The organism is Burkholderia torrens (assembly GCF_984668525.1).
This window is the reverse complement of sequence record NZ_OZ480213.1, coordinates 619,380-641,653: the sequence shown is the minus strand read 5'-3', so window position 1 is coordinate 641,653 and position 22,274 is coordinate 619,380. Positions and strand designations below refer to the sequence as shown.

Here is a 22,274-nt window from a genome sequence, read left to right as displayed (position 1 = left end):
GGCCGGCGCGTGCCGGCCGGCGCACCGACGCGGCTCGAACCTTGAGGACATCGTGAACCGGCCCATCCCGAAAACACTTCATCAGATCTGGTATCAGGGCGAGCATCTGCTGCCGGACAAGTACCGGCGCTACCGCGAATCGTGGCAACGCCATCATCCCGACTGGACGCTGCGCGTGTGGGATGCGCACACGCTGCGCGAACACGTCGCCACGCACCAGCGCTGGTTCCTGCCGCGCTACGATGCGTTCGCGCACGACATCCAGCGCATCGACAGCGCGCGCTATTGCGTGCTCGACACGCTCGGCGGCGTGTATGCCGACATGGATATCGAAAGCCTGCGGCCCGTCGACGCGCTGCTCGACGGCCGGGAACTCGTGCTGTCGGCCACACGCGGCTACAACAACGCGCTGATCGGCAGCGCGCCCGGCCATCCGCTGTGGCGCACCGTACACGACGCGCTGCGCGACGGCGCGAGCGCGCCGCTCGACGACCTGCCGGCGCGCATGCGCGAGAGCGCGGCGGTGCAGATCGCGGCGACGACGGGGCCGCGCTTCTTCACGATGTGCATCGAGCGCAGCGGCGTGGCGGCCTGGCCGACGACGCTGTGCTGCCCCGGCGACGTGTTCGAGCCGGATGCCCCGTCCGCGCAGGCGGCGGCCGACGCGGGCGCGTACACCCGTCACGACATGGACCTGAACTGGCAGCCGCCGCACGTGCGACTGCTGTCACGGCTGACGCGCGCGCTGTTCACCGCGCAGGCCAGGGTGCGCGGCGCGCGACGCTGACCGCGCGAACGCGGCCGGCGGCACGCCGCCGCCGGTTCGCTCAGTAGGCGTGGACCTCGGCCGGGAACGTGACGGTGCGCGACGGGTCGCGCTTGAAATCGAACAGCAGCACGACCCGCGTCTTGGTGCCGCGATTCCATGCCTCGTGCTCGGTGGTGTCGTCGAACACGAGACACGATCCGGCGCTCCAGCCGCGCACGTCCGGGCCGACGCGGATCGCGCAGTTCTCGGACGGCTTCAGGCCGATATGGCAGCGCAGCACCTCGTTCGTGTAGCCGTAGTGCGGGCCGATGTAGGTGCCCGGCGCGAGCGACGAGAAGCCGGCGTTCACCAGGCCGGGCACGGTTTCGAGCAGGCGCGCCGTCTCCGGGCACAGCAGGCAGTTCTGCTCGACGCGCTGCTCGAGCTTGAACAGCGGAAAGACCGTCCAGTTGCCATCGTAGATGTTCGTCTCGGGCCACTTCATGAAGGCGGCCTGCGCGAGCCCGTCGAGCTCGTGCAGGATGGTTTCCCAGCCCTGCGCGACAGCTTGAAGCGCAGGGAACTGCTCGGGCGGAAAGAACATGGATGTTGCTCCTCGGCGTTGAAAAGATGCGTGAAAGGATCAGCGTGTTGCGTTGCGCGGCGCGGGGCGCACGCGGGTGGCGTCGAGCGCCGCGTCGATGCGCGCGGCGAGTGCGGCAGCGAGCGGGGCCAGATGCGCGCCGCGCACCATGCTCAGGTGGTCGCCCGCCGCGCGATGGAGCGAGACGCCCGCCGTCGTATGCACCGCCCAGCCGAGATCCGCGCCGGCGCCGGCCGGGGGCGTGCCGCCGTCGCTGACCCAGACGGCGACCGGCACGCCGAGCGGCGCGGGCGCCGGCCGGCTCGCCAGGGCCTTGTCGGCGGCGAGGTTCGCGCGGTACACGTCGACCATCCGCGCGATCCGGCTCGCGGGCACGTCGGGCGGCACGACGCCGCTCGCCTTGAGCCGTGCGGCGAATGCGTCGATCCGCTCGGCGTGCGTGAGCGGCGCGAGCTCAGTCGCGTCGATCCGCAGGTCGCGGCCGAGCGATTCGGCGAGCGCGGTCGTCATGTATTCGAGCAGGCCCGGCTCGTCGGCGGGCAACTGCGCGGCGAAGGCGGCGTCGCTCACGGGCGGTGCGTCGAGCGCGACGACGAGGCACGGGGCCGCGCCGTCGCGTTCGAGCGCACGCGCGACCCACGCGGCGACGCTCGCCCCCCACGAATACCCGACGAGCACGAGCGGCGCATTTGCGGCACCCGTCACACCCGCCGCGCCTGCGTCGGCGAGCGTGCGCGCATGCGCGGCGGCAATGGCTTCGACGTCGGCGAGCGGCGTCGCGTGTTCGTCGAGTCCGGCCGCCTGCAGTCCGAGCACGCGATAGCGCGCGCCGAGCGCGGTGGCGAGCGGCACGAGCGACACGACGAGCCCGGAAATGTCGGGCAGCAGCGCGATCGTCGCGCGGTGCGCATGCGCGTCGCCGCCGAGCGGGATCACCGCGGCGCCGGACGCGACGTCCGCGCGCACGGGCGTCACGTTCGACGCATTCGAGGCACGATCGACGGCTGCGGCGAGCGCCGCGACGCCCGCGTGCGAAAACAGGGTGGCGAGCGGCAGCGCGACGCCGAAGCGGCGCTCGATCTGCGCGACCAGCTTGACGGCGAGCAGCGAATCGCCGCCGAGCGTGAAGAAATCCGCGTGCAGCGAGTCGACCGGGTGGCCGAGCGTGTCTTCCCACAGCGCGCGCAGCGCGGCCTCGGTCGGACTGCCGGCTTCGTCCCGGGCGGCAGCGCGGGCAGGCGCGGGCGCGGGCAGCCGGTCGCGGTCGAGCTTGCCGTTCGCGTTGACGGGCAGTGCGTCGATCGCGAGCACCCGCGCCGGCACGACGGCGGCAGGCAGGTGCGCGGCGAGATGCGCGCGCAGCGTTTCGGTTGCGTCGTGCGTGCCGGCGTTGTCCGTCAGCACCACGTAGGCGATCAGTTCCTGGCGGTCGTCGTCGTGCGTGACGACGCGCGCGGCCGCCTGCCGGACCCACGGATGCGACGCGAGGCATGCGTCGATCTCGGTCAGATCGATCCGGATGCCGCGCAGCTTGACCTGCGCATCGCGCCGGCCGATGAAGTCGAGCGTGCCGTCGCGGCGCCAGCGGACCCGGTCGCCGGTGCGGTACAGCCGTTCGCCGTGCGCGAACGGGTCCGGCACGAAGCGCGCCGCAGTGAGCCCGGGGCGGCCGAGGTAGCCGCGCGCGACGCCGGCGCCGCCGATGTAGAGCTCGCCTTCGACGCCGACGGGCGCGAGTTCGCCGCGCGCATCGAGCACGACGAGCCGGCTGCCCGCGATCGGCGCGCCGATCGGCGCGGCGCCGGCCGGCACGCTGTGCACGAACTGCACGCTGGCCCAGACGGTCGCCTCGGTCGGGCCGTATTCGTTCGCGAGCAGGCACGCGGGGCCGTGCCGGTAGTGTGCGTCGACCACGTTCGCGGTCAGCGTCTCGCCCGCGAGCACGACGACTTCGAGCGGCGCGAGCGCCGCCGGGCACAGGTCCACCGCGAGCTCGTACAGCGACGGCACGCCGAGCCAGCCCGCGACGCGGCCGCGCTCGACCGTGGCCGCGAGCGCACGCGGGTCGCGCGCGCCGTCGGCATCGGGAAGGTGCAGCGTGCCACCGCTCGCGAGCATCCAGAACAGCGTGGCGATCGAGCTGTCGAATGCGAGCGACGGCACGAGCAGCATGCTCGCCACGCGCGGGTACGCGGCGAGCCGCGCGGCCGTCGACGCGGCGAGGCTACGATGGCTGATCGCGACGCCCTTCGGCACGCCGGTCGAGCCGGAGGTGAAGAGGGCGTAGGCGAGCGCGTCCGGATGCACGGGCGAATCGAGCGGCGACGCGTCGCGCGCGGCGATGTCGGCTGCGTCGCGATCGACGAGCAGCACCGCGCGGGCCGCATCGGCAAAGCGCGACGCGAGCGCGGCGCGCGTGATCACGAGCGCAGGCCGCGCCTCGCCGAGGATCGTCGCCGCGCGCGCGGGCGGCTGCTCCGGATCGACCGGCACGTACACGCCGCCCGCGCGCAGGATCGCGACGAGCGCGACGATGGCGTCGATCGAGCGTTCGAGCGCGACGGCGACGACGGTTTCCGCGCCGACGCCCCGTGTGCGCAACGCGCGCGCGAGCCGGTTCGCGGCGGCGTCGAGTTCGGCATAGCCGAGCGTGCGATCGGCGGCGACGAGCGCCGGATGGCCGGGCGTGGCGCACGCGTAGCGCGCGATCGCGTCATGCACGAGCGGCGCGTCGAGCCGCGCCGCGCGCCGGTCGCCGAGCGCGAGCAGTTGCGTGCGCGCCGCGTCGTCGAGGCCGTCGAGCTGCGCGAGCGGCGCGTCCGGCACGCGTGCGATATCGGCGTACAGCCGGCGCAGCCGCGCGCCCAGCGCGTCGATCGTGTCGCGATCGAACAGGTCCGCGTCGTATTGCCAGTCGAGCCGTAGTTGCCCGGACGCCGTGTCCTCGTGCGCGAACAGCGTCAGCTCGAACTGAGCGGCCGTCTCGTCGTCGTCGAACGCGTCGATCGCGAGCCCCGGCAGCCGCATCGCATGCTGCGGCGCGCTCTGCAGCACCAGCATCGCCTGGAACAGCGGCGTGCGGTCGAGCGTGCGCGCCTGGCCCGACGCGGCGACGATCGTCTCGAACGGCACGTCCTGCCATTCGAACGCGTCGAGCACGACGTCGCGCAGGCGGGCCAGCGCGTCGCGCGCGCTCGGCTCGCCGTGGAAGTCGCAGCGCAGCGGCAGCGTGTTCAGGAAGCAGCCGATCATGCGCTCGGCGTCGCGCGACGGCCGCTGCGCGATCGGGCTGCCGATCACGACTTCGTCCTGGCCCGCGTCGCGCGCGAGGAGCCACGCGTAGCCCGCGAGCAGCACGACGAACAGCGTCGTGTCGGCCTGCCGCGCGAGCGCGCGCAGCGCGGCCGTTTCCGCGGCGTCCAGCGTGAACGACACCTTGCCGCCCGCGTGGCTGCGCTGCGCGCGCCGCGGCCGGTCGGTCGCGATCGCGAGCGCTTCGGGCGCACCCGCGAGCCGCTGCCGCCAGCGCGCGAGCGCCTCGTCGAGGCGCGCGCCGGACGCCGCCGCGCGCTGGCGCGACGCGTAGTCGGCATAGCCGAACGGCAGCGGGTCGAGCGGCGCGTCGTGCGCATAGCCGTGAGCGAACTCGCGCGCGAACAGTCCGAGCGACCAGCCGTCGCAGACGATGTGATGCATCGCGACGACGAGCAGCGCGTCGTGCGCGCCGAGCGTCAGCAGGCCGACGCGCAGCGGCGGCGCGGCGGCGAGATCGAAGCGCTCGCGGGCGAAGCGGCGGGCGGCGTCGCGCACCGCCGCGTCGTCCGCGCCGGCGAGATCGACGATGCGCAATTCGGGGCGCCAGTCGGCATGCACACGCTGGCGCGGTGCGTCGCCTTCGAGCGCGAACGTCGTGCGCAGGCTGTCGTGCCGTGCGACGATCGCGTCGATCGCGCGCCGCGCGGCGGCGACGTCGAGCGGCCCGCGCAGGCGCAGCGCGGACGCGATGTGATAAAGCGCGCTGTCGCCGCCCGCGAGGCGGTCGAGGAACCAGAAGCGTTGCTGCGCGAACGACAGCGGCGCGGCGGGACCGGCGCCGGGCGTTGCCGCCTGCGCAGGCGAATGAGCATGCGCAGGCGAGGGCGAGGGCGAGGCGGCGAGCACGTCGTCGCGTTCGCTTGCCGGCGGCGTGCCCGGCCGTTCGGCCGGCGGCTCGGCGTCCGGGGCGGCCAGCCGTTGCGCGGCATCCGGCTCGACCGCATCCGTGGCCGCATCGATGGCCGCCGCGAGGCCCTGCACGGTCGGATGGTCGAAGATCGTCCGCAGCCGCAGGTCGATGCCGTGTTCGTCGCGCAGCCGCGCGGCCACCTGCGTGGCGAGCAGCGAATGGCCGCCGAGTTCGAAGAAGTGGCCGGCGCGGCCCACGCGCGCGATGCCGAGCACGTCCGCATAGACCGATGCGACCACCCGCTCGGTGGCGGTCGCCGGGTCGCGCGTGTCGTCGGCGCTCGGGGCCGCGACGGCCGCCGCCTGCTGCACTGACGGCAGCGCGGCGCGGTCGAGCTTGCCGTTCGTCGTGAGCGGCAGGCGCTCGAGCAGCACCACGGCGGACGGCACCATGTGCGCAGGCAGGCGCTTTTGCAGATGCGCGCGCAACGTGCGCGGCAGGTCGCTGGTTTGGCGGAACGGCACGTTGAAGAAGCGCAGCAGATCGTCGTCGTCGGACAGCGACGCGGCGTGCGCGCCGGGCGCCGCCGATGCACCGGGTGCGGCAGCGAGCGATCCGACGAACGCGTCGAATGCGCCGTGCGCGTCGTTCGCCGACCAGCGCAGCCGGCACGCCACACCTGTGGCCTCAGCCGCCGTGTCGACGGCCGCCGGATCGACCGCTTCGTCGCGCGCGCTCTCCGCGATGTGCTCGGGCAGCGGTGCGCCATCGTCATCGGCGTCGAGCCACGCGACGAACGCATTCGCCTGCGCGACGCGGGCATTCGGAATGCGCCGGGCGACGACGCCCGCTTCGGTGCGCCGCGCGTCGTCGCACAGCGCGCGGAGATCGGCGGCAGCCGCCGCCCCGACGTCGCGCGGCGTGGCGCCGGCGCGCGCTTCACTACCCGTTTCGCCACCCGTCTCGCCGCCCGTCTTCGTGATGATCGCGTCGTAGCGGTACGACGCGAGTTCGTTACCGCTCGCGAAATGCTTCAGCCGCACGTCGACGTCGGCCACATCGTCGCGCCGGCTGGCGAGCGCATCGAACAGCGCCGGGTCGAACAGCAGCTCGGGCTCCTGCGCGACGAGCCGGTTCAATTGCACGCGCAGCGTGGCACGGTCGCGGGCGCCGTCTGTCCGGCGCAGAAGCTTCGTCGCATGGAACTGCCGCAGCAACGGCAGGCTGCGCAGGTCGCCGACGATCAGCCGGCCGCCCGGCGCAAGATGGTCGAGCGCGCGTTCGATCATGCGCAGCGCATACGCGGCGTCGGGAAAGTACTGCGCGACCGAGTTGATGACGATCGTGTCGAAATCGGTGTCGAGACCGTCGAGCGCGGCGGCTTCCCGCTCGATGAGCGTCACCGTGCGCAGCCCGCGCCGCTCGACGACGCGGCCGAGCCGCGCGATCGCCTGCGCGGAGAAGTCGAGCCCGACGAAGCGCTCGCACGACGCGGCGAGCGGCAACAACAGCATGCCGCTGCCGCTGCCGATCTCGAGCACGCGGCGCGGCGGCCGCTCGCGAATGCGCGCGAGCATTTCGTCGCGCCACATCCGCATCTCGTCGCGCGGGATCGGTTCGCCGTCGTAGCTGTCGGTCCAGCCGACGATGTCGAGCAGCTCGTCATCAGCCGTGTCGGCGCTGTAGATCATGTCGAAGCTGTCGCGCCAGCCGGGCGCGGTGTCGGGCGCCGCGTCCGCCGTGCCGCCACCGCTGTCGCGCGGCACCGCGTAGGCGGCGAGCTGGGCGGCGTCGCCCGCGCCCGTCACGACGATCGCGCAATCGGCCACGGCCGGATGTTCGCGCAGCGCCGCGTCGATGTCGCCGAGTTCGATCCGGAAGCCGCGCAGCTTCACCTGCTGGTCCGCGCGGCCGCGGTATTCGAGCCGGCCGTGCGCGTCGAGGCGGCCGAGGTCGCCGCTGCGGTAGAGCCGGTTGCCGGCGGCGTCGACGATGAAGCGCTCGGCCGTCAGCGCGTCGCGGCCGAGATAGCCGCGCGCGACGCCCGCGCCGCCGACCAGGATCTCGCCGACCATGCCGGGCGGCACCGGCTGCAGGTGCGGGTCGACCAGCCGGATCGTCATGTCCGGCAGCGGCTCGCCGATCAGGCTGCCGTTGCGGCCGCGCACGTCGGCGAGCGTGATGCGCCGGTAGGTGACGTGCACGGTCGTCTCGGTGATGCCGTACATGTTGACGAGCACCGGCGCGTCGTCGCCGTGGCGGTCGATCCAGCCGCGCAGGCTCGACAGCTCCAGCGCCTCCCCGCCGAAGATCACATGGCGCAGCGCGAGCTCGGCCTCGCGGCCGTTGCGCTCCTCCTCGGCGATCAGCTGACGGAACGCCGACGGCGTCTGGTTCAGCACGGTCACGCGCATGTCGCACAGCAGGTCGTAGAACGCGTCGGCCGTGCGGCGCACCGCCTCGGACACGATCACGAGCTCGCCGCCGTGCACGAGCGCGCCCCAGATCTCCCACACCGAGAAGTCGAACGCGCTCGAATGGAACAGCGTCCACACGTCGGTCTCGTCGAAACCGAACAGCGGCGCCGTGGACGTGAAGAGCCGCGCGAGGTTGCCGGCCGTCACGCACACGCCCTTCGGGCGGCCCGTCGAGCCCGACGTGAAGATCACGTACGCGAGCGCGTCGGGGTCGGGCGCGGGAAGCGGTCCCGGCGCGACGGGCGGCGCGCTCGCGACGACGTCGTCGATCGACCACACCGCCGCGTTCGCGTGCGCGGTGGCGGGCAGCGTCGCCGCGAGCGCGCGTTCGGTGAGCACGACGGCGAGCCGCGCGTCTTCCAGCAGCGTCAGCACGCGCGCTTCCGGATAGCCGGGATCGAGCGGCACGTACGCGGCGCCCGCGCGCAGCACGGCGAGCATCGCGACGATCGTGTCGAAGCCGGGCCGGAACCACAGGCCGACGCGCGTGCCGGGGCCGAAGCCGGCGTCGACGAGTCGGTGAGCAAGCGCGTCGGCACGTGCGTCGAGCGTGCCGTAATCGAGCGTCGCGTCGCCGAACCGCAGCGCAACCGCGTCGGGCCGGGCGAGCGCGTGGGCGCGCACGCGCTCGCAGACGGGTTCGAAGCGTGCGTCGGCGCACGCGGCGCGCGGCGCGTCGTCCGCTGCCGGCTCGCTCGACAGCGCGAGCCTCGACAGCGGCAGATCGGGCATGCGCGCCGCGTGTTCGAGCAGCGTGCCGAACTGCGCGGCCAGCCGCTCGACCGACGCGCGCTCGAACAGGTCCGCGTCGAACGACAACGCGAGCGCGAGCCCGTCGCCGTCGCGCGCGAAGAACAGTTCGAGATCGAAGCGCGACGCTTCCTGCGCGACGATCGGCTCGACCGTCAGGCCGCCGAGCGCGAAGGTCGCGTCGGGCGCCTGGTCGAGCATCGTGACGGCGACCTGGAACAGCGGATTGCGGCCCGCTTCGCGCGGCACGCGCAGCTCGTCGACGAGCTTGTCGTACGGCAGCGCCGCGTGGCTCAGCGCGTCGCGGATCACGGCCGTCTGCCGGCGCGTCAGCTCGCGCAGGCCCGGATCGCCGGACAGGTCGCCGCGCAGCACGACCATGTTCGCGAAGAAACCGACCAGCGCCTGCGTCTCGATGCGATCGCGCCCGGACACCGACGTGCCGATCACGACGTCGTCCTGTCTCGCATGGCGCGCGAGCAGCGCCATCAGGCCCGCGACGAGCACGGCAAACAGCGTCGTGCGCTCGTCGCGCGCGATGCGTTCGAGCGCCGCCACGGTGGCGGCGGGAATCGCGGCCGACAGCAGCCGCTCGGCCGGCGCCGCGTGGCGCCGTTTGGTGGGGCGGACGCCGCGCGCGCCGTCGAGCGGCAGCTCCAGCGGGGTTGCGCCCGCGAGCTGGGTGCGCCAGTACGCGCGCTCGCGCGCCCAGTCTTCGCCGCCCGCGCGCTGCCACGCGGCGAAGTCGCCATAGGTGATGCCGAGCGGCGGCAGCGCGTGCGGGCGGCCCGCGCGCCGCGCATCGTACAGCGCGATCAGCTCGCGCAGCAGGATGCTCATCGACGTCGCGTCGCCGAACAGGTGATCGAGATGCATCAGCACCGCATGCTCGTGCGCCGACAGCCGCACGATACGCAGCCGGAACGGGCGTCCGGCCGCGAGATCGAACGGCGTCGCGAACAGCGCGCGCGCCGCGTCGACGAGCGTCGCGTGCCGCGCGGCGTCGGCGCGGCCGGTCCAGTCCTCGACCGCGACGTCGGCGCTGCCGGGCGCGCACACGTGCTGCTCGGGCACGCCGTCGCGCACGCGGATCGCGGTGCGCAACGCGTCGTGGCGGCACACCAGTTCGTTCACGCATTCGACGAACAGCGCCTCGTCGAGCGTGCCGCGCAGCCGGAACGCGCTGCCGATCGTGTAACCGCCGCCGCTTTCGTTCAGCGCGTGCAGGAACCACAGGCGCTGCTGCGCGAACGACAGCGGCGCGGCCGCGCCGGGCGGCCTGCGCGGGATCGCGCGGCCGGGGGCGAGCGCGGCGACGTCGTCGCCCGCGAGGGATTTCAGCAGCGCAAGATCGAGATCGAAGTCGAGATCAAGATCGGTTTCGTGGTTCATGGACGGCTCCGTCGCTCTGTCAGTTTGGCTGGGTATCGGCAGGGCGGCGCTTACGACTGCGACTGCGCTTGTTCGAGGAAGCGCCGCAGGCTCAGCGGGCGCATGTCGGTCCACACTTCGTCGACGTAGGCGATGCATTCGTCCTCGGTGCCGGTCTTGCCGGCTTCGCGCCAGCCGGCGGGCACGGGCCGGTAGGTCGGCCAGATCGAATACTGTTCTTCGTCGTTGATGACGACCGTGTAGACGGTGTCGTGATTGTCGAGGTCTGCCATTTGCGTTCTCCTGGTTGAATCCAAAAATCCGTTATCCGAAACGAAAGACGAGCCTGCGCTCAGCCGAACGCGGCGCCGCCGTCGATCGCGAGCGTGCGGCCGACGTACGCGTCGCATTCGATGATGAAGCGCAGCCCGAGCCAGATTTCGTCGGTCGACACCATCCGCTTGAGCGGCATCTCGTCGATCAGCCGCGCGCGGGTCGCGGCGTCGAGCGTGGCCGCCATCGGCGTGTCGGTGAGGCCGGGCGCGAGGCCCGCGACGCGCACGCGGTGCTCGGCAAGCTCGAGCGCCCAGGTGCGGGTCAGCGCGTCGAGGCCCGCCTTCGCGGCCGCGTAGTTCGACTGCCCCGCGTTGCCGGCGCTGCTGACCGACGAGATGTTGACGATCAGGCCGTCGGTCGTCGCGCCGGCTTCGAGCCGCGCCGCGACGAACTCCCGCGCGAGCAGGAACGGCCCGGTCAGGTTGATGCCGAGCACGCTGCCCCACTGCGCGGTCGGCAGCTTGCGCGCGTAGCGCTGCGCGTCGAGCGTCGCGAGCCGGCCGTCGCGCAGCACGCCCGCGTTGTTGACGAGCACGTCGGGCACCGCGTCGGCGTCGACGAGTTCGGCCATCGCGGCCGCGACCGCGCGTTCCTGGCTGACGTCGACCGCCATCGTGCGCAGCCGCGCGGGCGCGGCGAGCGCGTCGGCGAGCGCGCGCAGGCCGGGCGCCTGGTGGTCGAGTGCGATCACGCGCGCCGCGCCCGCCGCGAGCAGCGCCTCGCAGAAGCGCTTGCCGATGCCGCTGGCCGCGCCCGTGACGAGCGCCGTGGTTCCTTCAATTCGCATCGCTGATTTCCTCGTTGATGACGTCGGTTGCGGGTTGTGCCGCCGCTTGCTGCGCCTGCCGGCGGCGCAGCGCGTCGCGTTCGGCGGGCGTCATGTCGCGCAGCCGCAGCCACGCCGCCGCGACTTTCGCCGCCGCGCCCGGCGACGTCTCGTGGCGCTCGATCAGCGCGGCCATGTCGGCCGGCGTGCGGCTCGCGAGCATGTCGCCGAGCGGCGGCTCGACACCGAACAGCTGGATCACGCGCGCGTGGATGCGGGTGAGCAGCAGCGAATTGCCGCCGAGCTCGAAGAAGTCGCTGTCGGGCGCGATCGATGCGTCGTCGAACACCCGCCGCCACAGCGCGCACACCATGTCCTCGAGCGCGTTGACGGCCTGGCGCGCCGGCGCGGCGGCTGGCGGCCGCGCGGGGGCGGCGGCGGCCGCGAGCGCGCGGCGGTCGAGCTTGCCGTTCGCGGTACGCGGCAGCGCGTCGTGCAGTGCGAACACCTGCGGGACCATGTACGCGGGCAGCCGGCGGGCCAGCGCGTCGCGCAGCGGCGCGTCGTCGAACGGCAGCGCCCGGTCGCGCAGCACCAGATGCGCCTCGAGCCCCCACGCGCGGCCGTCGAGCCCGCGCCGCACCGTCGCGGCCGCATCGGCGACGTTGTCGAGCGCGCGCAGGTGGGCTTCGACGTCGCCGAGCTCGATCCGGTAGCCGTTGATCTTCACCTGGTCGTCCGCGCGGCCGAGCAGCAGCAGCGTGCCGTCCTCGCCGCGCACCGCGAGGTCGCCCGTCGCGTACAGGCGGGCACCGGGTTCGGGCGACAGCGGATCGGGGCGGAAGCTGCGCGCGGTGCGGCCCGGCGCGCGTGTATAGCCCTGCGCGAGGCCCGCGCCCGCGATCGTCAGCTCTCCGACCACGCCGGGCGGCGTTTCGTGGCCGTCCGCATCGACGACGCGCAACCGCGTCGCGTCGAGCGCGCCGCCGATGCGGGCGGCCGTGGCCGCGTCGGCGACCGGTTGCGCCGCCGACCAGATCGTCGTCTCGGTCGGCCCGTACACGTTCAAGAGCGCGACGCCGCGCGCGAGCAATGCGCCGGCCAGATCGGCCGGCAGCGCCTCGCCGCCGCACCATGCGTGGAAGCCCGGCTGCGGACGCCAGTCGGCGGACAGCAGCAGGCGCCACGTCAGCGGCGTCGCCTGCAGCACGGTGGTCCGCTGCTCGGCGAGCGCGCGCGCGAGCGCCACGCCGTTCGCGGCCGTCTCGGCGGACGCGATCGCGAGGTGCGCGCGGGTCACGAGCGGCAGGAAGAGTTCCAGCGCCGCGATGTCGAACGACACGGTCGTCACGCTCGTCAGCACATCGTCCGCGCCGAGCGGGAAGCGCGCGGCGAAGCTGCGCAGCAGGTTGGCGAGGCCGCCGCGGCGCACGTCGACGCCTTTCGGGCGGCCCGTGCTGCCCGACGTGAAGATCGTGTACGCGAGCGCGTCCGGATGCAGGCGCGGCGCGCGGGTGAGTGCGGCGTGGGCGGCCGTCGCGACGCCGTGCGTCACCGGCGCGCCGGCGCCCGACGGCGCGATGACCGGCACGCCTGCTTGATCGAAGCCGGCGTCCGGACGCGCGACGATCGCGACCGGTTTCGCATCGGCGAGCATCATCGCGTGCCGCTCGGCGGGCAGCAGCGGATCGATCGGCACGTAGGCGGCGCCGGCGAGCAGCGTGCCGACCAGTGCGGCGAGCAGATCGACCCCGCGCGGCAGGCACACGGCGACCGTCGCGCCGGGACCGGCGCCGGCCGCCGCAAGCCGTTCGGCAAGCGCACCCGCCTCGGCGAACAGTGCGGCGCGACTAACCATGCGGTCCGGGCCGCGAACCTCGCTGGCCGGCGCGGCGTCGAGTGCGTCGGCGAACAGGTCGATCAGCGCGTCTGCGTTGGCATTGGCGTGGGCGTCGGCGTGCGTTGCAGCCGCGACCGGCGCGACTTCGGATACGTGAGCGGCGAGCGCGCCGATCGTATCGCCGCGCCCATCCGCGATGCCGGCGGCCAGCTCGACGAGCGCGTCGACCAGTGCGTTCGCGCGCGCGGCGGGCAGCCGCGCCGTGTCGTGCACGGCGTCGATGACGAGACCGTCCGCGTTCGGCTTCACGTACAGCATCAGCGGATAGTTCGACGCCTCGTTCGCTTCGATCGCGCCGATGCGCAGGCCGCCCGCGTGTGCGTGTGCGCCTGCATCGCGGTCGAGCGGATAGTTCTCGTAGACGAACACGCTGTCGAACAACGGCTGCTGCGCGCTCGCGCCACTCCATCGCTGGACGTCGACGAGGCTGCAGTGCTCGTGCCGCGCCACCGCCGACTGAGCGGCGAACAGCCGGCGCAGGAACGTGCCGACGGGCAGCGCGGGACGGCAGTCGACGCGCACGGGCAGCGTCGAGATCAGCGCGCCGACCATGCGCTCGACGTCGGGCACGTCGGCGCCGCGCCCGGCGAACGTGACGCCGAACGTCACGTCGCGGGTGCGCGCAAGGCGCGACAGCAGCAGCGCATACGCGCCCTCGATCACGGTGTTGAGCGTCACGCGCTCGCGCGCGGCGACGGCGTTCAGCGCGGCCGTCAGCGCGGGCGACAGCCGGCGGCGCACCGCGCCCGGCGGCGTGGCGTGCGCGGCCGCGCCGGTGGCGGCGGGCGCGAGGCCGAGATCGAGCGGGGTGTGGCGCGGGCCGAGCGTCGCGTGCCAGAATGCCTCGGCGTCGCGCAGGTCCTGCTGCGCGCGCCGCCGCGCGGCGACGAAACGTCCGTACGACGGCGCGGCGGGCAGCAACGGCGCGCGGCCGGCCGCGGCCGCCGCATAGCAGTGCGCGACTTCGCCGAGCAGGATCGCCATCGACCAGCCGTCGAGCAGCGCGTGATGATGGGTCCACACGAGACGCCACGGCGCGCCGTCGCGGCGCAGCAGCGTGACGCGCATCAGCGGTGGCCGCGCGAGATCGACGCCGCGGGCGCGATCCTCGGCGAGGAACGCGGCGAGCGCCTGCTCGGGATCGTCATGCGCGCCGATCTCGCGGATGTCGAGCGCGAGCGGCTGCGGCGCGTGCACGCGCTGCACCGGCTCGTCGAGATCGCGCCACGCGAAGCTCACGCGCAGCGCGTCGTGCCGCGCATAGACGTGCGACCACGCGCGTGCGAGGCGCGCCGGGTCGCACTCGCCGTCGACCGCCGCGACGATCTGCTCCAGGTAGACGCCCGCCGCCGCGTCGGCGGCGCGCGCGTGATACAGCATCCCCTGCTGGGTCGACGTCAGGCTCCAGATGTCGACGACGGGCGGCTCGGCGTCGAGCAGCGCCGGCAGCGCATCCGCCGGCACGCTCGCGAGCGGGAAATCGCTCGGCGCCGCAGCCGGGCGCGCGTCGCTTGCGGCGAGCAGCGCGTGCAGTTCGGCCTGCGCACGATCGGCCATGGCGCGCGCCGTGTCGTCGTCGAAGCGCCGCGCGTCGTAGTTCCAGCGCACGACGAGCCGGCCGCTCGCGACGAACGACACCACGTCGAGCGCGAAGCCGCGATCGTTGTCGTCGGCGGCGATCGGGCCGCCGTCTTCGTCGGCGAGCCGGATGCGCGACGCGCTCGGCAGCGCGCCGTCGGTCTGGCCGAGATAGTTGAAGCAGACGTCGGGCAACGCGCACGTCGCGAGCGGATCGTCCGGCCCGGCCGCGTCGCGCAGCCGTCCGTAGCCGCGGCCATGCGCGGGCACCGCGCGCAGCGCGTCCTTCGCCGCGCGCAGGCGCGCGAGCGGCGACGGCGCGTCGAGCCGCTCGATCGCGAGCGGGTAGAGCGTCGTGAACCAGCCGAGCGCGCGCACGAGCGCCGCGTCCGAGCCGTCGCCGCGGCCGTGGTGCTCGACCGTCACGCCGATGCTGTCCGCACGGGCCGCGCCGGCGAGCGCCGTCGCGAGCGCGGCGAGCAGGAGTTCCTGCGCGCTGGCGTGCAGCCGCGTCGCGGCGTGCTGCAGCAGGCGCGTCGTCGCGTCGGCGTCGAGCGCGTGTTCGACGGTGCGCAGGTCCGCGTAGCGCGCCGCGCCGGCCGGCGCGAGCCGTCCCGCACGCGCGACGCGCGACGCGGCGTCGCGCCAGTAGCGCCGCTCGGCGTCGTCGAGCGCGATCGACGCCTGCGCGCGCGCCCAGGCGACGAAGCCGGACGGCGGCGCGGCGACCGGTCGCGCGTGCAGCGCGTCGTGCAGGTCGCTCGTCAGCACGCGCCACGACACGCCGTCGACGATCAGGTGGTGCATCACGAGCAGGAGGCGCGCGGAGCCGTCGGCGAAGCCGCGCACGTGGAGCGCACGGAACAGCGGCGGCGCGGCGAGGTCGAGGCTGCGCTGGGCGTCGCGGGCCAGCGCGGCGAGCGCGTCGGTCGCGCCGTCGGCCGGCACGCGCGCGGTGCGGAACCATGCATCGGGCGCCGCCGTGTCGGCCAGCAGTTCCTGCGTGACACCCGCGTCGCCGATCGTGAAGCGCACGCGGAACACGTCGTGCGCGGCGACGACGGCGGCGAGCGCATCGCGCACGGCGTCGTCGGCGAGTTCGCCCGGCACGTCGAGCATCAGCGCCTGGTTCCAGTGCGCGGGTGCCGGCTGGCGCAGCGCGAAGAAGCGCGCCTGCGCGGGCGTGAGCGGCACCGGGCCCGGTTGCGTGGCGGCCTCGGTCTCGGCGCCGGCCCGCACCGCGATGCGCGCGAGCGCGGCGATCGTCGGGTGCTCGAACACGTCGCGCGGCGAGACCTGCCAGCCGCGCTGGCGGGCGCGCGCGCTCACCTGCAGGCTGACGATCGAGTCGCCGCCGAGCGCGAGGAAGTCGTCGTCGACGCCGATCGCGCCGCCGCCGGGCAGCAGCTCGCGCCAGATGTCCGCGAGCATCCGCTCGACCGGCGTGGCAGGCGCGCGCGACGGCGCGGCGAGGCCGGCGGGATCGCCCGCCGCATCGACGGACGGAAAACCGTTGCGGTCGGTCTTGCCGTTCGGCAGCAGCGGCCAGTCGGCCGTCTCGACGAACGCGCCCGGCACGAGCGACGCGGGCAGCCGCTCGCCGAGGAAGCGCCGGTAGTCGACCGGCGCGATATCACCGGCGCTACCGGCGGCACCGGCGTGCGGTTCGATCCACGCGACGAGCCGCACGCTGCCGTCCGGCATCGCGCGCGGCAGCACCGCGCAGCGCCGCACGGCCGGGTGCGTCGCGAGCAGGCTTTCGATCTCGCCCGGCTCGACACGCCAGCCGCGCAGCTTCAGCTGGTGATCGCCGCGGCCGAGATAGTCGAGCCGGCCATCGGGCAGGCGGCGTGCGAGGTCGCCGGTACGGTAGAGGCGGCCGCCGGTCGAGCCTGGCAGCGGGTCGGGCCGGAACCGCCGTGCGGTTTCGCCGGGGCGGCCGTGATAGCCGCGCGCGAGCCCCGCGCCGCCGATCCAGATCTCGCCCGCGACGCCCACCGGCACGGGCTCCATCCGCGCGTCGAGGAGGAACACGTCGACGTTGTCGATCGGCGTGCCGAGCGACGGCGACGCGAGCTCGGCCGCGTCCGTTGCGCCGTCCCGCTCGACGACGACACAGCTCGTCGCGTCGATGGTCGTCTCGGCCGGGCCGTACAGGTTGACCAACTGCGCGCGCCATGCATGCCGGAAGCGTTCGGCCGTCGCGCCGCGCAGCGCCTCGCCGCCGACGAACACGCGCGTCACGCGCCGCAGCCGGGCGAGCGCGGCCGGATCGTCGAGGATCACGTCGAGCAGGCTCGGCACGAGCTGCACGACCGTCGCGCCGCTGCGCTCGGCCGCGTCGGCCAGCGCGTTCACGTCGCGCGACGCGTCGGCGGGCGCGAGCGCGAGCGTCGCGCCGCTCGCGAGCGGCGCCCAGAATTCCCACACCGACGCGTCGAAGCTCACCGGCGTTTTCTGCAGCACGACGTCCGTGGCGTCGAGCGGGAAGCGGTGCGCCATCCAGTGCATGTGGTTCGCGAGCGCGCCGCGCGACACGGCGATCGGCTTCGGCCGTCCGGTCGAGCCCGACGTGAAGACGAGGTACGCGAGCGCGGTGTCGGGCACGTCGCACACGATCGGCGCGGCGCCGGCCAGCGCGGCATCGGCGCGGAAGTCGTCGAGCAGCAGCAGGTCGGCGCGCGACGCCGGCAACTGCGCGGCCGTCGCTTCGGTCGCGACGACGAGCACGGGCCGCGCATCGTCGAGCGTCATCTGCAACCGCGCGGCCGGCAGGCGTCCGACGTCGAGCAGGCAATATGCGCCGCCCGCCTTCAGTACGCCGACGAGCGCGACCGCGAGCCGCACGTCGCCCGGCGCGAGCGCGATCGCGACGACCGTGTCCGCGCCGATGCCGCGCCCGATCAGGCGCGCGGCGAGCGCGTCCGACGCGGCGTCGAGCGCGGCGAAGTCGAGTTCATCGTCGACGCCGCGCACCGCGCAGCGCCGCGGATGCGCGTGTGCGGCGGCGCGCACGCGTGCGAGCAGGTCGCCCGCCGGCACGTCGGCCGGCTCGCTGCGCGACGCGCGCAGCACGGCGTCGTCGGCCGCGGCGAAGCGCATGCCGGCATCGTCCGGCCGCGCCGCGAAATGCGCGGCGGCCTGCACGTAGCCATCCGCAAGCCATGCCGCCTGCGCGTCGGAGACCGCATCGCGGTCGTAGGACAGCGACACCGTCATCCCGCGCGCGCCGTCGTTCGTGCGCGTGACCGCAAACGTCGTCGCGCACGGAATCTCGACCGCCTCGTGGCTGCGCGCCTCGAGGACGGTCAGCGCGCCGTTGCTTCGCAACGCGTCGTACGCATGGAAATCGACGAAATTGAACGACGTGTCGAACAGCGGCGTGCGCAGCGGCGCGCGTACGCCCGCGATCGCGGCCATCGGATAGCGGCGATGCGCGAACACGTCGGCTTCGGCGGCTGCGACCGCGCGCGCAAGCGCCGTCCAGTCCCGCGCGTCGACAGCGAGCCGGAACGGCAGCGTGTTGAGGAACAGGCCGACCATCGCCGCGCCGTCGGCCTGCTCCGGGCGGCCGTTCGACACGAGGCCGGTCACGACGTCGCGCGCACCGCTCGCGAGCGACAGTACCTGCAGGTGGATCGCCAGCAGCAGCGCCTTGAGCGGTAGCCCGTGGCGCGCCGCATGCGCGCGCAGCGCGGCGACGGTCGCGTCAGGCAGCGCGCGATCGTGCCGGCCGGCGCGCGGCGAATGCGGATCGCGCGCCGGACGCGGCCAGCGCGGCAGCGTGGCGGACGGCGCGCCGGCCAGCCGTTCGGTCCAGAAGCGGCGCGTCTCGGCGTCGTCGAGCGCGGCTTGCTCCAGCCGCACGAATTCGCGATACGGCGTGGCCGGCGCGACGAGCTCGCCACCGCCGACCAGCGTCGCGAAATCGGCGAGCAGCCGCGCGACGCTCCAGCCGTCGAGGATCGCGTGATGGAACGCGATGCCGATCTGCCAATCGTCGCCGCCGAGCGCCTGCAGCACGATGCGCAGCGCCGACGGCTGCCGCGGGTCGCAGCGCTCGGCGCGCAGCCGTTCGAGCAGGCCGGTGAAGCGGCGTTCGCGTTCGAGCGGGTCGAGCGCGCTCAGGTCCTCGAGATCCCAGCGCGGCGTCGCGCGCGCATGGACGAGCTGCAGCGGCCGCTCGACATCGTCGAGCAGGAAGCGCGTGCGCAGCACCGGATGCGCGGCGACGAGCGTGTCGAGCGCCGCGGGAACGCGCTCGACGTCGATGCGGGCCCGCACGTGGAAGCACATCGCGTCGTAGTACAGATCCCGTTCGTCGCCCGATTCGGCGTGGTGCAGCATGCCGGCCTGCAGGCGGGCGAGCGGGTACGCATCCTCGATATCCGCCGGCAGGCGGCGGCGCTCGTCGTCACCGATCAGCGAGAACGGCGCGGCCTGCGGCGCGCTTTCGCGCGGCTCGGGCGCGTGTTGCCCGTCGCGCGGCTTCGCGGCCAGCAGCGCCTCGATCGTCCGGTGCCGGAACAGGTCCGCGATGTCGATGTCGAAGCCGCGCTCGCGCGCGAGGCCGGCGACGCGGATACTGCGGATCGAATCGCCGCCGAGCGCGAAATAGTCGTCGCGCACGCCGACCGTGTCGACGCCGAGCGCTTCGCGCCAGACGGCCGCGAGCGCTTCCTCGTCGGCGTTGCGCGGCGCGACGTGCGCATCCGCCGCGCGGGCCGGCGCGGGCAGCGCGCGCCGGTCGAGCTTGCCGTTCGACGTCAGCGCGAACGCGGGCGTCGCGATCAGGAACGACGGCACTTCGTGCGCGGGCAGCCGCGCGTCGAGATGGCGGCGCAGCGCGTCGACGTCGACCGTGACGTCGGGGCGCGCGACGAACCACGCGCACAGGCGCGCGTCCCGGGCCGCCGCTTCGCTGCGCTCGGCCGCGACGAACGCGTCGGCGACGCCCGGATGCGCGAGCAGCGCCGCGCGGACTTCGTTCGGCTCGATCCGGTGGCCGCGGATCTTGAGCGCATCGTCGCCGCGGCCGATGTAGACGAGCTCGCCGTGCGCGTCGCGCCGCGCGAGATCGCCGGAATGGTAGACGCGCGCCGCGCCGACGCCCGTGAAGCGCTGCGCGGTGAGTTCCGGCCGGTTCAGGTAGCCGAGCGCGACGCCCGCGCCGCCGACCAGGATCTCGCCCGTCGCGCCGTCGGGCACGTCGTGGCCGCACGCGTCGACGACGCGGATCGTCAGGTCCGCGAGCGGCTCGCCGATCGGCGACGCATCGGCGTCCACGTCCTGCGCGCGCATCGTGCGCAGCGTCGCATGCACGGTGATCTCGGTGATCCCGTACAGGTTGTTCAGGTGCGGCGTCGCGTCGCCGCGCCGCGCGATCCAGCCGGCGAGGTCGCGCGGATGCAGCGCCTCGCCGCCGAACACGACGTGGCGCAGCGCGAGCGCGGGCCGCAACTCGGCATCGGCCGCGTCGAGCATCCGGAACGACGACGGCGTCTGGCTCAGCATCGTCACGCGCTCGGCGTCGAGCAGCGCGAGCAGCGCGCGCGGATCGCGAGCGGTCTCCCGCGATGCGATCACGACGCGTCCGCCGTGCAGCAGCGCACCCCACAGCTCCCAGACGGAGAAGTCGAACGCGAACGAATGCGTGCAGCTCCACGCATCGTGCGGACCGAAGCCGAAGTGCGCGCGCGTCACGGCGAACAGGCGGCTCACGTTGTCGTGGCTGACGAGCACGCCTTTCGGCTGGCCGGTCGAGCCGGACGTGTAGATCACGTAGGCCGGCTGGTCGCGCTCGACCGGCTCGAACGCGGTGTCGGCGGCCGGCGCCGGCCAACTGTCGACGTCGTCGATCAGCAGCAGCTCGCAGCCTTGCGGCGCGCGCGCGGCGGTCGAACGCACGGCGAGCAGCTGGCGCGCGCCGCTGTCGGCGACGAGGTACGCGAGCCGTTCGTCCGGATGCGTGCCGTCGAGCGGCACGTAGCAGCCGCCCGCGAGCAGCACGCCGAGCATCGCCGAGACGGCCGATGCGTCGCGCTCGAGCAGCAGCGCCACGCGATCGCCGCGCGCGAGACCGGCCGCGCGCAGCCGCGCGGCGATCGCGCGGGCGTGCACGGCGAGCTGCGCGTAGGAAGCGTGACCACCCGGATGCGTGACGGCGATGCGCTCGCCCGCGTCGGCGGCGATCGCGAGAAACTGTTGCGCGAGGCCGCGGCCGAGGGCGGGCGCCTGGCGCTCGGCGGCCACGGGCACCGCCGGCGCTGCCGGCCGTTGCGGCCGCAGGCCGACGTCGCGCAGCGGCGCCGCCGCGTGCTCGACGAACGCATGCACGACATGCAGCACCGCGTCGAGCACGCCTTGCGCCGCGTGCGCGTCGACGCGCGCCTCGTCGAAGCCGAGCTTCACGCCGATGCTGTCCGGCCCAGGCGCGAAGCTCAGTGTCAGCGGCAGGTGCGTGTGCTCTTCCTGCCGAACCTCCGAGATCCGGAAGCCGACGTCGGCCGATTCGAGCGCGTCCTGCAGCGGGAAGTTGTCGACCGCGACCAGGCATTCGAACAGCGGCCGGTCCGGCGCGACGCCGGCCGCGTCGCGCACGTCGGGCAGCGCGCAATGCGCGAGCCGCAGCAGGCCGTGCTGGCCGCGCTGCACGTCGCCGAGCCACTCGGCGACGCTCAGTGCGTCCGGCACCGCGACCCGGAACGGCACGGTGTTCGCGAGCAGCCCCACCATCTGCTGGATGCCGTCGACCGGCGCGGTGCGGCCGGACAGCACGAGCCCGAACACGGCTTCGCCGGCGCGCGCGAGGCGGCTCAGCACGAACGCGCACGCGCCGATCAGCACGGTGCCGGCCGTCACCCGCGCCGCTGCCGCGAGCCGCGCGACGTCGGCCGCGGGCAGCGCGGCGCGCAGCGCGCGCATGCGCCGGCCGTCCTCGCCGGGCCGCGCCGCGCGATCGACGCCGAGCGGCATCGGCAGGCTCGCGCCGTCGAGCAGCGTGCGCCACGCGTCGACGTCCCGTGCGCGATCCTGCGCGCCGAGCCAGTCGACGTAATCGGCGAAGCGCGCGGTGACGGGCAGCGCCGCGTGCGCCGGATGCGCGTAGAGCGCGAAGAAATCCTTCAGCACGAGCGGCAGCGACCAGCCGTCGATGATCACGTGATGATGGGTCCAGACGAGAGTCCAGCGCGCGTCGTCGTCGCGGATCAGCGCGACCCGCATCAGCGGCGGGCGGTTAAGCCGGAAGCCCTGCCGGCGCTGTTCGTCGGCGAAGCGGGCGAGCGCGTCGGCGCGGGCGGCGGCGGGGCGCTCGCGCCAGTCCTCGACGGTCAGCGGCACCGTCGCATCGGTGAACACGACTTGCCGCGGCTCCGACTGGCCGCGCGTGACGAACGCGCTGCGCAGCGTCTCGTGACGGCGCACGAGCGCCGCGAGTGCGGCACGGAAGCGCTCGGGATCGACATCGCCATCGAGCCGGCAGACGATCTGCTCGAGATACGCGGGGCTGTCGGGCGCCGCGAGCGCGTGAAACAGCATGCCGCGCTGCAGCGGCGACAGCCCGATGATGCGTTCCACG

The 22,274-nt window shown here is 74.2% G+C and carries 6 protein-coding genes; 1 reads left to right on the top strand and 5 read right to left on the bottom strand.

Annotated features, from left to right (window positions below; genetic code table 11):
* Positions 1-52: 52 nt before the first annotated feature.
* Positions 53-787 carry a glycosyltransferase family 32 protein gene (locus tag AC5LXX_RS33205; protein WP_493413466.1) on the top strand — a complete coding sequence of 245 codons (735 nt, stop codon included), beginning with the start codon at positions 53-55 and terminating at the stop codon, positions 785-787.
* 40 nt (positions 788-827) lie between these two features.
* Here AC5LXX_RS33205 and AC5LXX_RS33200 read toward each other — a convergent pair whose 3' ends face one another.
* The 5 genes from AC5LXX_RS33200 to AC5LXX_RS33180 are packed head-to-tail and all read right to left on the bottom strand — an operon-like array spanning position 828 to position 22,273.
* On the bottom strand, positions 828-1,352 hold the full coding sequence (locus AC5LXX_RS33200; protein ID WP_493413465.1) for an aspartyl/asparaginyl beta-hydroxylase domain-containing protein: 525 nt from the start codon (positions 1,350-1,352) through the stop codon (positions 828-830).
* A gap of 39 nt (positions 1,353-1,391) precedes the next feature.
* Positions 1,392-10,136, bottom strand: a complete 8,745-nt coding sequence (locus AC5LXX_RS33195; protein ID WP_493413464.1) for an amino acid adenylation domain-containing protein — start codon at positions 10,134-10,136, stop codon at positions 1,392-1,394.
* 50 nt (positions 10,137-10,186) lie between these two features.
* Positions 10,187-10,408, bottom strand: coding sequence for an MbtH family protein (locus tag AC5LXX_RS33190; protein WP_152863421.1), 222 nt, complete (start codon positions 10,406-10,408; stop codon positions 10,187-10,189).
* A gap of 59 nt (positions 10,409-10,467) precedes the next feature.
* Positions 10,468-11,238 carry an SDR family NAD(P)-dependent oxidoreductase gene (locus AC5LXX_RS33185; protein ID WP_493413463.1) on the bottom strand — a complete coding sequence of 257 codons (771 nt, stop codon included), beginning with the start codon at positions 11,236-11,238 and terminating at the stop codon, positions 10,468-10,470.
* Positions 11,228-22,273, bottom strand: coding sequence for an amino acid adenylation domain-containing protein (locus tag AC5LXX_RS33180; RefSeq protein ID WP_493414311.1), 11,046 nt, complete (start codon positions 22,271-22,273; stop codon positions 11,228-11,230). The genes AC5LXX_RS33185 and AC5LXX_RS33180 overlap by 11 nt, the downstream gene beginning before the upstream one ends.
* Position 22,274: the final 1 nt, after the last annotated feature.

What these genes read in the sequence shown, in the direction of transcription:
- AC5LXX_RS33195 (WP_493413464.1), bottom strand. Translation starts at nt 10,136, where the DNA reads ATGAACCACGAAACCGATCTTGATCTCGACTTCGATCTCGATCTTGCG.
- AC5LXX_RS33200 (WP_493413465.1), bottom strand. Translation starts at nt 1,352, where the DNA reads ATGTTCTTTCCGCCCGAGCAGTTCCCTGCGCTTCAAGCTGTCGCGCAG.
- AC5LXX_RS33185 (WP_493413463.1), bottom strand. Translation starts at nt 11,238, where the DNA reads ATGCGAATTGAAGGAACCACGGCGCTCGTCACGGGCGCGGCCAGCGGC.
- AC5LXX_RS33190 (WP_152863421.1), bottom strand. Translation starts at nt 10,408, where the DNA reads ATGGCAGACCTCGACAATCACGACACCGTCTACACGGTCGTCATCAAC.